Origin of the sequence: Microbispora sp. H10670 (genome assembly GCF_014161385.1) — a bacterium.
GTDB lineage: Bacteria > Actinomycetota > Actinomycetes > Streptosporangiales > Streptosporangiaceae > Microbispora > Microbispora triticiradicis.
This window is the reverse complement of record NZ_JABBWW010000006.1, coordinates 299,083-313,837: the sequence shown is the minus strand read 5'-3', so window position 1 is coordinate 313,837 and position 14,755 is coordinate 299,083. Positions and strand designations below refer to the sequence as shown.

Below are 14,755 nucleotides of genomic sequence, written 5' to 3'. Positions count from 1 at the left end.
ACTGCCTTTTGCCGATAAGAAACCGCTTAAACGGCAAGCAAACTGAATAGAGTGATAAATCCGTCGACAATCCATGTCGAACGTCGAGATCATGACCGTATGTCCGTTGTCAGGGAGGTCGACTTCACTCCGCCGTCCATGCCCACGCCCCCGCCGCCGTCCGGGCCTTCCGGACCCTCCGGGCCGTTGGGGCCGTCCTCCGGACCGCCGGCTCTGCCGATGCGGATCTGGCTCGACGACGCCGACAGCCCGGCCGACGTGATCGACGCCCTCGCGCTGTCGCCGTTCGCCACCGGGGAGCAGCCCTGGTCGCGTACGACCAACCTCAGCCGGGTCCGCGCCGACGCCCCGCTCGCGGCCGAGGGTGGCCGCCTGCTGCGCGTGGCACAGCACACCGACGGGTACGAGACCCGGCTCTTCGCCGGTGAGGGGTGGACGCTGCGGGTGGTCCGCAACCTCAACCGGTCGGCGATGCTCACCGCCACGGCCGTCAGCGAGGAGCTCGCCGGCACGGTCCTGGAGCAGGCGACCAAGGGCGCGGAGGAGGAGCCGCCGGGCGGCGACCACGTGCGGATGGGCTTCTGGTGGAGCTCGGGCCACGGCCCCCGCCGCTCCGCCAAGCCGATCACCACCTCGTCCTGGCAGGACATCAGGCGGAACTACCCGGCGGCGGCCGCCGGTCGCCTCGACGCGCTCATGGCGGTCAACTCCCACGACGTGGCCGGCCGGCTGATCCTCCTGCACGGCCCGCCGGGGACCGGCAAGACGACGCTGCTCCGTACGCTGGCGCGCGAGTGGGCGTCGTGGTGCCAGGTCGACTGCGTGCTCGACCCCGAACTGCTCTTCAACGACCCCGGCTACCTGATGGACGTCGCCGTCGGCTGGGACGGCCCGGACGACGACGACGAGGAGCCGCGCTGGCGGCTGCTCGTCCTGGAGGACTGCGACGAACTGATCCGCGCCGAGGCCAAGCAGTCGACGGGCCAGGGCCTCTCGCGCCTGCTCAACCTGACCGACGGGCTGCTCGGCCAGGGCCGGGACGTGCTCGTGGCCATCACGACGAACGAGGACCTCAGCCGGCTCCACCCGGCCGTCGTACGGCCCGGCCGGTGCCTCGCCCAGATCGAGGTCGGCCGGTTCGACCGGCCGCAGGCGGCGGAGTGGCTGGACGGCGCGACGGCGACTCCCCCGGACGGCGCCACGCTCGCCGAGCTCTTCGCCCTGCGGGACGGCCGTCCGGCGCCCCTCCCCGAGCCGCCCGCCACCACCGGGCAGTACCTCTGAACGACAGGTCCCCGGCCTGCCGGGGCCGGGGACCTGCGTCCGCCGGCGAATCGATCACGGACGCCGCTCGGGGCGCCGAGACCGCTCGGCCGACGTGATCAGGCGCGGGCCGGGCATTTGACCGCACCATCCGGACACCCCCGCGCACTCTCGCCGGCAGGGAGCATCTCGGCGTGCATTTCGATTTCGGCCACCTCCGCGCGAATCGCCGCAATGGCACGGCCCACCACCTGCCGCCATTGCCCGCACCTGCCGTTATCCGCTTTTTTCAGCGTTGACACATCCGGCCGACCAGGGGTTTTGATCGTCACGGCGAATTCCTTGCGCTGCATCTGAATGAAGATCGGGTAGGCACGAGTTCATCGCGTCAGAGCGATCACGGGATTTCCCAGAAACAGCTCGATCTGATGCGCCATGTCCAGATCGCATGCTGTATGCGCATTCTCGGGAGAATTCGTGCGCGTTCTTTCTCGCAAAACGTCCCTGACCGCCTGCGCCCTCACCGTGGCGGCCCTGACCGGAGCCCCGGCCCAGGCCTCGGCCGCATCCGGGAAGGCCGCGGCCGGGTCCGCCAAGGGCGTCCCGGCCGCCGCGCCTCCGGCCCGGAGCGCGAACTGGGGCACGCCCTGCGGACCGCCGTTCGTGCAGGACGACAAGCTCCTCGGACCGGTGGTCCTGCCGCACACCTCCCCGCTGAGCGAGATCCTGGCCGGCTACCGGCGGTACGGCGGCCTCATTCCGGCCGACTTCCTGCGCCGTTATCTGAACCCGGCCACCAACTTCTACCGCTTCCCTCCGGACTCCGGCTTCGCGCACGCGGACGGGTTCAGCAACGCCCGCGTGCTCGTCACGCAGGTCAAACTGCCGATCGGATACAAGGTGGACCGCTTCGGCGGGGAGACCGGCGCGTTCCTCGCCCCCTACGGCACGCCGTTCCCCGCCCGGGCGCTGCCGCCCAGCAACCTCAACAACGCGCCCAACGACCCACACCTGTGCAACTACCACGTCTACCCGGTGATCCGGCCGTTCTACGTCGACGGCGGCCCGGCGGCCCCGGCCTTCCAGCAGCCCGGCCAGGGCGAGCAGTTCCACACGATCGCCCGGTACATCCCCGGCGCGCCGGCCAACCCCGACGGCGAGGTCTCCATCGGCTGGCTGGTCGGAAACGGCTACCTCCTCCCTCTCAACTGACGGCCCCGTCATCCGTCGGCGGTGAGGCGCAGGACCAGGCCGGCCACCTCATCCGGGCGCGACAGGAACGGGTGGTGGCCCGCGTCGATCTCCACCACCCGGTCCGCCCGCGCCGCCTGGGCGCGCTGCAGGGGCGGCGGCGTCCCGTTGTCACGGGCGCAGACGAGGTAGGTCGAGGGGATCTCCTTCCAGGCGGCGGCGCCCACCGGCCGGACGGTGACGGCGGCGGTCTGCCGCACCAGGCGGGCGTGCGCCCCCGCGACGGCCTCCTCGTCGCAGTCCTGCAGGAACGTCTCCGTCGCCGTCTCCGGGCGCACGCCGAACGTCCCGTCGGAGCCGAAGTCGAGGTAGGGCGAGGGCCCGCCGTCCCCGAAGGACGACAGGCTCTCGCCCGGCTCGGGCAGGAAGCTCGTCACGAACAGCAGGTGCCGCACCGAGGGCAGCCCCGCGGCGGCCTCGGCCACGACGACGCCCCCATAGCTGTGCGCCACCACCACGACCGGACCGGCGACGGACGCGAGATGCGCGCGAACCGCCGCCACGTCGTCGGGCAGCGACGGCCCGCCGGCACCCGGGAGCCGCCCGCCCTCCTCATGGCCCTCTCCGCAGCTCGGCAGGGGCGGCGCGCCGCTGGGGACCCCCTCGGACTCCAGGATCGCGGCGGTGCGGTGCCACCACCACGCTCCGTCCCGTACGCAGGCTCCGTGGACGAACACGACACGCACGACGGCCTCCTCCGACGACGGTAGGCTTATAAGCGTAATGCCTGTTACGTGAAAGGCGGCCGCGATGCCCCGGCGTCCCCAGCCGGAGATCAGGGCCAGGCTGCTCGCCGCCTGCGCCGACCACCTCCTCGCCCACGGCCTGCCCGCGAGCCTGGCCGCCCTCGCCACGAGCGCCGGCACCTCGCCGCGCATGCTGATCTACCACTTCGGCACCCGGGAACGGTTGCTGCGCGAGGCGCTCCAGCAGGCGAGGACCCGTCAGCTCGCGTTCTTCCGGAAGGCCCTCGCGCCCCGGGACGAGCCGTACGCGCGGACGCTGGAGCGGGCCTGGCGCACGCTGACCGGCCCGGAAGGCGCGCCGTTCCTCCGGCTGTTCGGCATGGTGCACGGCACGCCCGAGGGGGCCGCCCTGTGGCCGGACTTCCGCGAGGCCGCCACCACGGACTGGCTCGGGGTGCTGGAGGAGGGCCTGCGGCCCGAGCACGGCGAGGCGGCCCCCGCCCTGGCGACCGCGACGCTGGCGGTCGTACGCGGGCTGCTCCTGGACCGCGACACCACGGGAGACGACGGCCGCACGGCCACCGCCTTCGCCGCGTTCCTGCGCCTGCTCGGCCCGGACGGAGCACGGCGCGCGATGCCGTAGCGTCCGTGTGTCGGATACGTAAACCATCCGATGCGCCAGGTCAGGGCGGAAACCACAATCGGCGAGGTGGTCACCCTGCTGTATGCCGAGCGGAGCCCCAGTTGAGCCTCGTCGTCCTGCACCGATGGTCCGTCGGCGGGCAGGAGGACGGGACGGCGAAGTACCTGGACCCGTTCGCGCCCGGCGGTGAGCGGGAATGGCCCTACACCCGCTGGACCTCCGAGGAGCGGGAGATCGGCTTCCCGGCCACCCAGCTCGTGCCGTCGTGGACGGCCGCCACGCCCCCCGGCGCGTGGCTGGAGATCGAGATGCGGGCCCGGACCGTGAGCGGCGCCCTGACCAAGTGGTACGTCATGGGCCGGTGGGCCGAGAGCGACGCCGACATCCACCGCACGTCCCTGCCGGGCCAGGGGGACGCCGACGGCGACGTGGCAGTGGACACCCTCGTCGCGGCCCGGCCCGTCACGTCGTACCGGGTGCGGGTCACCCTGTACGGCGGCGGCGGCCACGTGCGGTCGCTCGCCGTGATGGCCTCCTCCGTACGGCCGGGCACGACGGGCGGCGGCGCGCCGGGAACCACGGGAGCACCGGGCGCGCGGGGGGTCGAACTGGACGTGCCGCGCCGGTCGCAGAAGGCGCACCTCGGGCACTACCCGCAGTGGGACGGCGGCGGGGAGTCGTGGTGCAGCCCCGCGGCGTTCACCATGGTGCTCGGCTACTGGGGACGCGGGCCCGCTCCGGCGGACCTCGCCTGGGTGGCCCCCGGCGATCCGTGCCCGGCCGTCGACCACGCCGCCAGGGACATGTACGACCACAGCTACCAGGGCACCGGCAACTGGCCGTTCGGCGTCGCGTACGCGGGCCGCTACGGGCTGGACGGCTTCGTCACGCGGCTGCGCTCGCTGGCCGAACTGGAGCGTTTCATCGCCGCCGGAATCCCGGTGATCACCTCACAGGCGTTCCGCGAGCACGAGCTTCCCGGCGCCGGATACTCCACGAGCGGCCACATCATGGTCGTCACGGGGTTCACGGCGGAGGGCGACGTGATCGCGAACGACCCCGCCGCGCCGGACGACGACGGCGTACGACGGATCTACCCGCGCGCCGCCTTCGAGAGCGTCTGGCTGCGCGGCACGAGCAGCGGGGGGATCGTGCACATCGTCCACCCGCCGGGTACGACTCTTCCGGACTCGGGGGGGAACTGGTGACGATTCGGGCCGTGGACGTCGCGCGGGTGGACGACCGCCCGCTGTGGGTGGAGATCTCGGGCGACGAGGTCTGGTGGGACGAGCCCCGGCCGCACGAGGGCGGCCGGCGCTGCGTGGTGCGGCGGACGGCCGGCGGCGCGATCGAGGACGTGCTGCCGCAGGGCTGGAACGCCCGGAACCGGGTGATGGAGTACGGCGGGCGGTCCTGGCGCGCGCACGAGGGCCGGCTGGTGTTCACCGACTGGGCGGACGGCCGGATCCACCTGTGCTCCCCCGGCGGGGAACCGGTCCCGCTCACCCCCGAGGGCCCTGCCCGCTACGCCGACCTGGTGGTGCGCGGCGACGAGGTCTGGTGCGTGCGGGAGCAGGGCGGCCCCCGGAGCGCGGACCGCGACATCGTCGTGGTGCCGCTCGACGGCTCCCCTCTCCGCGGCGTGGTCGCGTCCCACCGCTTCCTGATGAACCCCCGGGTGTCGCCGGACGGCAGCACGCTCGCCTACATCGGCTGGAACCACCCCGACATGCCCTGGGACGCCACCGAACTGTGCGTGGCGCCCGTCGCCGGCGGCCCGCACCGGGTGCTGCTGTCCGGCGTGTCCACCTGCCAGGCCGAGTGGCGCGACGACGGGAGCCTTTACGTCGTGACCGATCCCACCGGCTGGTGGAACATCCACCTCGTGGGGCTGGACGGCACGACGTGCGACCTCACCCCCGTCCCCCTGGAGTTCGGCGACGCCACCTGGAAGATCGGCGGCACGTTCTTCGCCGTCGCCGGCGGGCGGATCGCCGCCGTGTACGGCACCGCCGACGAACGGCGGCTCGGCGTGCTCGACCGGCCCCTGCCGAACGGCTCGGGCGGCGCCGCCATCCGCGACGTCGGCGGCGGCTACACCTTCTGGGCGCCCACCCTGTCGGCCCAGGGCTCCCACGTCGTCGGCGTCGCGGCCTCGCCGCACCGGCCGTACGAGGTGGTGCGGGTCGACCTGGACACCGGGCGGCACGAGGTGCTCTCCCCCGGCAAACCCGTCCCCGGCGACGCCGAGCTGCCCACGCCCGAGGCCGTGACCGTCGACGGCGTCCACGCCCACGTGTACGCCCCACCCGGCGGCGGCCCCGCGCCGTACGTGTTGTTCGTCCACGGCGGGCCTACCGGGTCGGCGGCGCCGGTGCTCGACCTGGAGATCGCCTACTTCACCAGCAGGGGCATCGGCGTCGCCGAGGTCAACTACGGCGGCTCGACCGGATACGGCCGGGCCTACCGCGAGCGCCTGCGGCACAACTGGGGGGTCGTCGACGTCCGCGACTGCGAGACCGTGGCGCGGTGGCTGCTGCGCACCGGGCGGGCGGAGAAGGTGGCGATCAGGGGCGGCAGCGCGGGCGGCTGGACCTCGATGGCCGCCCTCGTCCACAGCGACGTCTTCTGCGGGGCGGTGTCCCACTACGGCATCTCCGACCCGGAGCGCTGGGCGGCGCAGACGCACGACCTGGAGTCGCACTACCTCGACGGGCTGATCGGCCCGCTGCCCGAGACCCGTGACCGGTACCTCGACCGGTCGCCGGAACGGCACGCCGCGCGGGCGTCGGGCCCGGCGCTGCTCCTGCACGGGCTGGAGGACAAGGTGGTCGATCCCGCCGAGTCCGAGCGCTTCGCCGCCGCGCTGGCCCGGCACGGCCACCGGTGGGCGTACCTCACCTTCGAGGGGGAACAGCACGGATGGCGGCGGGAGGACACCATCGTCCGGGCGCTGGAGGCGGAGCTCGCGTTCTACGGGATAGTCTTCGGCTTTCCCACGCCCGAGGTCCCACCGCTGACGCTGCACGACGGGGAGGCACATTGAGCGAGGTCGCGGGGATCTGTTCGGAACTGCTGAGGATCGACACCACCAACGACGGGTCGGGCGACGGCCCGGGCGAACGGCGGGCCGCCGAATACGTGGCGTCCCTGCTCGCCGAGGCCGGGATCGAACCGGTGGTGTTCGAGTCGGCGCCGCGCCGCACCAGCGTGGTCGCCCGCATCCCCGGCGACAGTCCCGACGCGCTGCTCCTGCACGGGCACCTCGACGTCGTGCCCGCCGACCCCGCCGAGTGGAGTACGCACCCGTTCTCCGGGGAGATCGAGGACGGCTGCGTACACGGCCGGGGCGCGGTCGACATGAAGGGCACGCTCGCGATGACGCTCGCGTGGGCGCGCGAGAACGCGCGCCGGGGCGTGCGGCCCCGGCGCGACCTGGTGCTGGCGTTCCTCGCCGACGAGGAGGCCACCGGGGAGTACGGCGCGGGACACGCGGTGGAGCGGCACCGCGACCTGTTCGAGGGCTGCACCGAGGCGATCAGCGAGTCCGGCGGTTTCTCCTGGTACGAGGGCGATGTCCGCATCTATCCGGTGGCCGTCGGGGAACGGGGCACCGCGTGGATGCGGCTGACCGCCCGCGGCGTGCCGGGGCACGGGTCCAAGCCCGCCGTGGACAACCCCGTCGCCGAGCTGGCCGCCGCCGTCGCCCGCGTCGCCGCCCATGACTGGCCCGTACGGCTCACGCCCGAGGTGGCCCGGCTGATCGAGGAGCTGTCGCGGGCGCTCGGCCGGCCGATCGACGTCGACCGGCTGGACGAGGAGATCGAGCGGTTGCCCCGCGCGGCCGCCCTGTTCAAGGGGGTGCTGCGCAACTCGGCCAACCCGACGATGCTGAACGCGGGATACAAGGTCAACGTCATCCCCGGCACGGCAGAGGCCCACGTCGACGGCCGTTTCCTGCCGGGACAGCGCGAGGAGTTCCTGGAGACGATCGACCGGCTGCTCGGCCCGAAGGTCTCCCGCGAGTTCGTCAGCTTCGAGGAGGCCGTCTCCTCCCCCGCCGACGGCCTGTTCGACGAGCTCACCGCCGCCCTGCTCGCCGAGGACCCCACCGGCAGGCCCGTGCCGTACGTGATGACCGGCGGCACCGACGCCAAGTGGTTCGCCAGGATCGGCATCCGGGGATACGGCTTCGCGCCGCTGCTGCTGCCGCCCGGCCTCGACTACTTCGGCATGTTCCACGGGCTGGACGAGCGGGTCCCCGTCGAGGGCCTGGAGTTCGGCGTCCGCGTCCTCGACCGCCTCCTGGTGAGCGGTCAGCCCTGGTAGAAGGTCATGTCCACGCCGGAGACGGTGTGCCGGGCGAGGGTGAACCCGTCCAGGCCGGTGTGCGCGCCGACCGCCTCGCTGAGGCAGACCAGCCCGGGAGCGGCGAGGTCCTGCGCCATCTTGGACGCCAGGTTCACCGGCGCGCCGGCCACGTCCCACCCGCCGCCGGGCGTCGGACCGGCGAGCACCGGACCGGTGTCCACCCCGATCCGGCAGGTCATCCCGGCCTCGGCCAGGGCGGCCCGCAGGTCGCGGGCGAAGCGTGCCGCGGCGGCGGGCTCGTCGAAGAGGTAGATGCCCAGCGGGCCGGCGACCTTGATCTCGACGGCGCCCGCAGGTGGCAGGAGACGCAGCCCGGTCTCGCGCATGGCGACCGACAGATCCAGCTCCCGCAGGATCGCCGCCTCGGACCCGCCGTCCCCGGTGCCGGCGGCGGACCTGTCCACGGACCGGGTCACGGATTCGGTCACAACGCCGCGGTCACCGGCGTCCGCTTCGCCGCGCTCGACCAGGACCACCGTCCGCTCGCGAAGGTGCCGTTCGGCGAGCGTCGCGGCGAGCCCGGCGTCCTCCGGGGCGCGCTCCAGGCGCAGCAGGTCCTCGTAGAAGGCGGCGGAGTACGGGATCGGATACCGCGCCGCCCCGTCGCCGGACACGGCCTTGCCGGCGCGCGGGCCGTCGAGCACGCGGTAAACGGCCCGCAGCGGGCCGCCGGTGACGCCCGGCACGTCCTTCCTGTGCAGGACGAAGCCGTGACCCGCCGGCAGTCGCTCTGCGACCGCCTCGGTCACCGCGATCTCGCCGCCTTCGGTGTGGTTCTCCGCGAGGACCTCGACGGCGTCGGCCTCCGCGCCGTACAGGCCGCCGTCCAGGTCGTAGAAGCTTCCGTGGTGGACGCCGACGCCGATCCGGACCCGGCAGCGGCGGACGATCTCGTCCTGCGTCCGCAGCAGGGCCGACAGCAGCACGTCAGCGCCGGTCGAGGCGGGATGGAACATCTGCGCGTTGTCCGCCGCCCAGACGCCGACCGCCCGGCCTCCCGCCGCCGTGCCGTACGCGTGCAGGAGGCGTTTCGGGCCGTCGATGAGCGCCAGCACCTCCAGCAGGCCGAGGCTGCGGCTGAGCCTGGTCAGCCCGGCCGAGTCGGACACCACGCTGTAGCCGGTCGTGACGTGCGCGCCGAGCAGCCGCCGCGCGTCGGCGGCGGTACGGCCGCTCGCCCGCCACTGCTCCACCAGCGTCAACGGCAGGCCCGGGGCCACATCCCGGGTGAGGTCGAAGGCGCCCGGGTCGTGCCGGGCCACGGGGGTCTCGGGAGTCACCCGCGCACGTTATCTCACGTACAGTGATCGCCCGTGCTCTTTGCGTGGCGAATCTGGAGTCACCTGTCGGCAGGCCTCGGCCCTGGGGCCGGCGGCGGCCTGACCTGACGCCCCTACGTACCCCCTAAAGCTCCGCAAGCCCAGGGACGGGGAACGGACACATCATTAGAGTGAAGATATGTCTGGTGAAACGGTGCCCGGTCGGGGCGAGCTGCGCGCGTCTGACAAGGATCGAGAGCAGGTCGTGGAGCTGCTGCGAGTCGCCGCCGGAGACGGCCGGTTGAGCTCGGAGGAGTTGGACCAACGGATCGAAGCGGCGCTGACGGCGCGTACCTATGGGGAGCTCGATGCGCTGATCACGGACCTCCCCGCGGCCGGACGGGCGTTGGCGGCCGGTCTTCCGAAGGAGATGACGCGGATCGCGGTCGGCAGCGCGAGCGCGCAGCGCGACGGCGCCTGGGTGGTGCCGCAGCGCATGCAGGTCGAGTGCAAGAGCGGATCCGTCCTCCTCGACTTCACCGGCGCCGTCATCACGTCCCCCACGTTGGAGATCGAGGCGTCGGTGGGCAGCGGATCGGTGACGCTGGTGGTTCCGCCGGACGTCCTCGTGGACGTCGAGGATGTGGCGGTGGGCAGTGGCAGCGTACAGAATCGCACGCGTGTCGCCCCCGGCACGCCGGTTCGGCTGCGCGTCCACGTGACGGGGAAGATCGGCCCTGGCACCATCGTCGTGCGATAGCACGGGCCGCCCCCGCCGCGGTTTCCGGCGATGGCCGCCGCGAAAGCGGGGGGTCAGCGCAGGCGGGGGTCGAGGGCGTCGCGGACGACGTCGCCGAGCATGAGGAAGCTCAGCACGGTCGCGGTGAGGAACAGCGCCGGGAAGACCAGCAGGTGCGGGTGCTCGGCGAAGAACGTCTGCGCGGTGTTGAGCTGCAGGCCCCAGGACACGTCGGGGTACTGCAGGCCGACGCCGAGGTAGTCGAGCGTCGCCTCGCCCGCGATCACGTTGCCGACGTTCAGCATCGCGACCACGAAGACCGGGGCGACCGCGTTGGGCAGGATGTGCCGGACCATCAGCCTGCGGTCGCTCGCGCCCAGCATGCGGGCGGCGGCGACGTAGTCCATGTGCTTGATCGCGATGACCTGGCCGCGCATCAGGCGGGTCATCGTCGTCCAGCCGAGCAGGACGAGGACCAGCGTCATCGCCCACATCCCGTGGTCGGGGAAGGCCACCAGCACGACCGTCGCCCCCAGCACGAAGGGAATGCCGAAGAACACGTCGGTGGTCCGCGAGATCAGTGCGTCGGCGAGGCCCCCGTAGAACCCGGCGACGAGCCCGAGCACGATCGCGATCAGCAGGGCGAACACGGTCACCGCGACGCCGACCACGACGGACGCCCGGGTGCCGTGCACGACCTGCGACCAGTAGTCGCAGCCCTGCAGGTCGTATCCGAACAGCGCGCCGGTCTGCGGGCCGCGCTTGGACATCCGCAGGTCGCAGCGCTCGTTCGGCCCCAGGGCGGCGAACAGCCCGGGGAAGGCCGCCATCGCCGACGCGACCATCAGGACGGCGGCGGAGAGCCAGAAGACCACCCGGCCGCGCAGTTCCAGCCAGGCGTCACGCGCGAGCACGGCGGATCCTCGGGTCGAGCACGCCGTACAGAAGGTCGACGGCGAGGTTGGCGGCGATGAAGACCATGACGAGCAGGGTGACGACGCCGACGACGACCGGGCCCTCCTGGAGCTGGATCGACTGGAACACCTGCTGGCCGATCCCGGGCAGGTTGAAGATGCCCTCGGTGACGACCGCGCCCGCCATGAGGTTGCCGAAGTCGACGCCGAGGTAGGTCACGACCGGGATCAGCGAGTTGCGCAGCGCGTGCAGCCCGACGACCCGCCGCCGGACCATCCCCTTCGCGGTCGCCGTACGGACGTAGTCGGCGCGCAGGTTCTCCACCAGCGAGGTGCGGGTGAGCCGCGCCACGTACGCCAGGCCGAACGAGCCGAGGACCATGCCGGGCAGCAGGTAGCTGCCCGGCCAGCCGTCGTCGGTCCCCGCCGTCGGGAACAGTCCCAGGTTGAGGCCCAGCACGATCTGGGCGGTGTACCCGACCACGAACACCGGGACCGCGATGACGAAGGTGGTGCCGGCGAGGACCGCCGTGTCGGCGGCCCCGCCCCGGCGCAGCCCGGCGAGGACGCCGAGGCCGATGCCCACGACGAGTTCGAAGACCCAGGCGGTCAGCGCGAGCTGCGCGGTGACCGCCCACCGGTCCTGGAGCAGCTCGCTCACCGGCTGCCCGGTGAAGGTCTCCCCCAGGTCGCCGCGGAACACCCCGAGCATGTAGTGGCCGTACTGCACGAGCAGCGGCTCGTCGAGGTGGTAGCGCTGCCGCATGACGGCGAGCACCTGCTCGGGCACCGGCTTGTCGCCCGCGAGCGCCAGCATCGGGTCGCCGGGCAGCGCGAACACCATCGTGTAGATCAGGAAGGTGGTCACGACGAAGACCGGGACCGCCTGCGCCAGGCGCCGCGCGGCGTACCTCACTCCCGCGTCACCCCTGCTTCACGCTGATCGCGTAGAGGTTCTTGCTGTACGGGGTCACGTTCACGCCGCTGATCCGGCCGGAGAAGCCGACCTGGTTCTGCCAGTTCCACAGCGGGATCATCGGCATCTCGGCGAGCGCGACGTCCTCGGCCTTCTGGTAGAGCGGCAGGCTGGCGTCGAGGCCGGGCGCCGAGTTGGCCTGCTTGATCAGGTCGTCGAACTCCTTGTTCTCCCAGCCCATCCGGTTGCCCGCGCCCCACATGTACTCCAGGTAGTCCTGCGGGCTGGGGTAGTCCATGACCCAGTTGTTCCGGTACGGGCCGTCCTCCTTGCGCTCGCGGAGCGACGACAGGTAGTCGGAGGCGGGGACCTTGCGCAGCTTGATGTCGGAGATGCCGAGGTTCTGCTTGAGCTGGTTGGCGACGGCGGTCATCCAGTGCTCGTAGCTGGGGTCGGCGTTGGAGAACCACAGGGTCAGGGTGCCGCTGAAGCCACCGGCCTGGTCGAACAGGGCCTTGGCCTTGGCCGGGTCGTACGTGCAGGCCTCGCCGCAGGCGTTCTCCCGGTAGCCGGGCACCAGCGGCGCGAGCAGCGACGCCATCGGCTTGAACGCGCCGTCGTAGACGGCGTCGACGATGGCCTTCCGGTCGATCGCCATCGAGAACGCCCGGCGCAGGTCGCGGCTGGCGAACCGCTTGTCGAAGGTCGGGAAGCCCAGGTAGTCCATCGTGCCGTCGGGGGTCCGCAGGAACCGGTCGCCGAGCAGCCGCTGCGCCTCGGCCGTGCTGGCCGGCGGGATCGTGGTCAGCAGGTCCACCCGGCCGGCCCGCAGGTCGGTGTAGGCGGTGTCACGGCCGGCGTAGATCTTGAAGGTGACTCCGCCGGCCTTCGCCCTGCGCTCGCCGTTGTACGCCGGTGACCGCTTGACCTTGATCTGCCGGTCGTGCTCCCAGGCGCCGTCGAGGACGAACGGCCCGTTGCCGACGGGCGCCTGGTCGTACGCCTTGAGGTCGGCGAACGCCGCCTTCGGCATCGGCGCGAACGCGATGTACGCCAGCGTGATCGGGAACTGGCTGAACGGCGCGGTGAGCGTGACCTCCAGGGTGTGGTCGTCCACGACCTTGAGGCCGCTCATCGTGTCGGTGGACGGGTCGCCCTTCTCGGGGTTGAGCTTGTCGTAGCCCTCGATGTTGGCGAAGTAGTAGTTGTTGGTCCACCCGTTCGGGCCGTAGGCGGTGGCGTTCCAGGAGTCGGCGAAGCTCTGGGCGGTGACGGGCTCGCCGTTGCTGAACGCGCCCCCCTGCCTGATCTTGATCGTCCAGACCTTCTGGTCGGTGCTGGTCACCGACTCGGCCGCGCGCATCACCGGCTTGCCGCTGGCGGCGTCGATGGAGACCGGGGTCTCGAAGAGCGTGTCGAGCACGGTGATCGAGTAGTCGCTGGACGTGTTGCCGGGGGTGAGGTGGTCGGGCTCGGTCAGCGCGACGGAGAAGCGGTCGGCGTCCGCGCCCTTCGCGCCGCCGGACGAGGATCCTCCACAGCCGCCGCTCAGCATGACCGCGGCCGCGGCGAGGGCGGCCGCCCGGCTTGTCGTGACCCGCACTGTGCTCCGCCTCTCCGTGGTGTTGCGGGTGAGGGTAGGAAACGGGGCCGCGGTCTGCATCGGAGACTTTACGTATTGCTCGCGGGATCTTTACCGGGCAGTCTGAGCGTGGAGGATCGATGGACCCAATCAGCCTCAGCGCGCGCGGCCTGCACGCGGTCGCCGAGCTGGGCTTCCAGGTGGCCCGGCAGGGGGCGCACGGGGCGATGACCGCGCTGGGCGAGGTCATCCCCGTGGAGGCCTACGAGTTCGTCGCGTTCGACCCGGCGACCGGCCGGCACCGCTCGCTGGTCGCGGCCGGGTACACCCGCGTGGACGACGACGCGGCCGAGGAGTACGCCGGGCTCGACGCCTACCGCCGCGCGATGTCCGCGCGCACGCCGGTCGTCATGGGCTCTCCCGGCACCGAACGCTACTTCCGCCGCCATCTTGAGCCGTACGGCTGGCGCTCGGGGATCACCACGCCGCTGTTCCTCACCGGCGGGCGCTACACCGGCCTGCTGCACGTCGGCTCCCGCGCGGACCTGCCGCCCGAGGCGCCCGCGGTGATCAGCGCGGTGTCGCCCGCCCTGGCCCACCTCACCGACGTGACCCGCTGCGTGGTCGATCCTCTCGGCCTGCCTCCGGGCTTCCACGCGCTGGCGTTCGAGCGCGGCGGGCGGCGGCGCGACGTGGCGGGCTGGCCGCCCTCGCGGGCCCTCGCCGCCGAGCCGGCCATGGCGGACCTCGCGCGGGAGTTCATCGACTCGCGGGAGCTGTCGCGCCGCGGGCTGTGGCTCGACGGCGCGGGCCAGTGGCGGGAGATGCGCCTGCACCGGGCCGGCGTCGGCTTCCACGGCTCCATCCAGGGCGCGGTCCTCGCCGAACGTCCATGCGCGCTGCCGTACGACCTGACCACCCGGGAGGTCGAGGTGCTGACCCGGGTCGCGCGGGGCGACTCCAACCCCCAGATCGCCGCCGCGCTGGTGCTGAGCGTGCGCACCGTGACCACTCATCTGGAGCACATCTTCGCGAAGCTGGGCTGCGACAGCCGTACGCGTCTGACGACCAAGGTCCTCGCCGAGGGACTGGGCCGGCTCGACATCGCATAATGATCGCCCTGGCGGGACG

14 protein-coding genes are annotated in these 14,755 nt (G+C 72.4%); 8 read left to right on the top strand and 6 right to left on the bottom strand.

Going from position 1 to position 14,755, the window contains the following annotated elements; translation table 11 throughout:
• The first annotated feature begins 99 nt into the window (after positions 1–99).
• Entirely contained in the window at positions 100–1,284 is a 1,185-nt protein-coding gene (locus HHX33_RS12040; protein ID WP_259402355.1) for a DUF5925 domain-containing protein, read from the top strand.
• A gap of 98 nt (positions 1,285–1,382) precedes the next feature.
• Here the strand turns inward: HHX33_RS12040 and HHX33_RS12035 are convergent, their stop codons facing one another.
• Positions 1,383–1,616, bottom strand: coding sequence for a hypothetical protein (locus HHX33_RS12035; protein WP_182874630.1), 234 nt, complete (start codon positions 1,614–1,616; stop codon positions 1,383–1,385).
• A gap of 124 nt (positions 1,617–1,740) precedes the next feature.
• On the opposite strand from HHX33_RS12035, the gene HHX33_RS12030 reads away from it, so the two are divergent.
• Positions 1,741–2,475, top strand: coding sequence for a TNT domain-containing protein (locus HHX33_RS12030; RefSeq protein ID WP_182874629.1), 735 nt, complete (start codon positions 1,741–1,743; stop codon positions 2,473–2,475).
• A gap of 8 nt (positions 2,476–2,483) precedes the next feature.
• Here HHX33_RS12030 and HHX33_RS12025 read toward each other — a convergent pair whose 3' ends face one another.
• Positions 2,484–3,200 (bottom strand): alpha/beta hydrolase, encoded by a 717-nt coding sequence (locus HHX33_RS12025; RefSeq protein WP_182874628.1) that lies wholly within the window; start codon positions 3,198–3,200, stop codon positions 2,484–2,486.
• Between the two features lie 64 nt (positions 3,201–3,264).
• Between HHX33_RS12025 and HHX33_RS12020 the strand changes: the two genes are divergently transcribed.
• The 4 genes from HHX33_RS12020 to HHX33_RS12005 all read left to right on the top strand — a co-directional run bounded on the left by HHX33_RS12020 (position 3,265) and on the right by HHX33_RS12005 (position 8,172).
• Positions 3,265–3,843 (top strand): TetR family transcriptional regulator, encoded by a 579-nt coding sequence (locus HHX33_RS12020; RefSeq protein WP_182874627.1) that lies wholly within the window; start codon positions 3,265–3,267, stop codon positions 3,841–3,843.
• A gap of 101 nt (positions 3,844–3,944) precedes the next feature.
• Positions 3,945–5,051, top strand: a complete 1,107-nt coding sequence (locus tag HHX33_RS12015) for a C39 family peptidase (RefSeq protein WP_259402353.1) — start codon at positions 3,945–3,947, stop codon at positions 5,049–5,051.
• Positions 5,048–6,889, top strand: coding sequence for a S9 family peptidase (locus HHX33_RS12010; protein ID WP_310741325.1), 1,842 nt, complete (start codon positions 5,048–5,050; stop codon positions 6,887–6,889). Before HHX33_RS12015 ends, HHX33_RS12010 begins: the two co-directional genes overlap by 4 nt.
• Positions 6,886–8,172 carry a M20/M25/M40 family metallo-hydrolase gene (locus HHX33_RS12005; RefSeq protein WP_182874689.1) on the top strand — a complete coding sequence of 429 codons (1,287 nt, stop codon included), beginning with the start codon at positions 6,886–6,888 and terminating at the stop codon, positions 8,170–8,172. The genes HHX33_RS12010 and HHX33_RS12005 overlap by 4 nt, the downstream gene beginning before the upstream one ends.
• Here the strand turns inward: HHX33_RS12005 and HHX33_RS12000 are convergent.
• Entirely contained in the window at positions 8,160–9,494 is a 1,335-nt protein-coding gene (locus HHX33_RS12000) for a hypothetical protein (RefSeq protein WP_220501716.1), read from the bottom strand. The two genes, HHX33_RS12005 and HHX33_RS12000, sit on opposite strands and share 13 nt — an antisense overlap.
• Positions 9,495–9,672: 178 nt before the next feature.
• Between HHX33_RS12000 and HHX33_RS11995 the strand changes: the two genes are divergently transcribed.
• Positions 9,673–10,233 (top strand): DUF1707 SHOCT-like domain-containing protein, encoded by a 561-nt coding sequence (locus tag HHX33_RS11995; RefSeq protein ID WP_182874626.1) that lies wholly within the window; start codon positions 9,673–9,675, stop codon positions 10,231–10,233.
• 53 nt (positions 10,234–10,286) lie between these two features.
• Here HHX33_RS11995 and HHX33_RS11990 read toward each other — a convergent pair whose 3' ends face one another.
• From HHX33_RS11990 to HHX33_RS11980, 3 genes are read right to left on the bottom strand one after another with little or no spacing between them, the layout of a single operon-like run.
• The gene (locus HHX33_RS11990) at positions 10,287–11,126 is read right to left on the bottom strand and encodes an ABC transporter permease (protein WP_310741324.1); all 840 of its coding nucleotides are present in this window, start codon (positions 11,124–11,126) and stop codon (positions 10,287–10,289) included.
• On the bottom strand, positions 11,113–12,042 hold the full coding sequence (locus HHX33_RS11985) for an ABC transporter permease (RefSeq protein WP_111701538.1): 930 nt from the start codon (positions 12,040–12,042) through the stop codon (positions 11,113–11,115). The genes HHX33_RS11990 and HHX33_RS11985 overlap by 14 nt, the downstream gene beginning before the upstream one ends.
• Before the next feature lie 7 nt (positions 12,043–12,049).
• Positions 12,050–13,645, bottom strand: coding sequence for a peptide ABC transporter substrate-binding protein (locus HHX33_RS11980; RefSeq protein ID WP_182874625.1), 1,596 nt, complete (start codon positions 13,643–13,645; stop codon positions 12,050–12,052).
• Between the two features lie 119 nt (positions 13,646–13,764).
• Here HHX33_RS11980 and HHX33_RS11975 point away from each other — a divergent pair, with 119 nt between their 5' ends.
• Positions 13,765–14,736 carry a helix-turn-helix transcriptional regulator gene (locus HHX33_RS11975; protein ID WP_182874624.1) on the top strand — a complete coding sequence of 324 codons (972 nt, stop codon included), beginning with the start codon at positions 13,765–13,767 and terminating at the stop codon, positions 14,734–14,736.
• Positions 14,737–14,755: the final 19 nt, after the last annotated feature.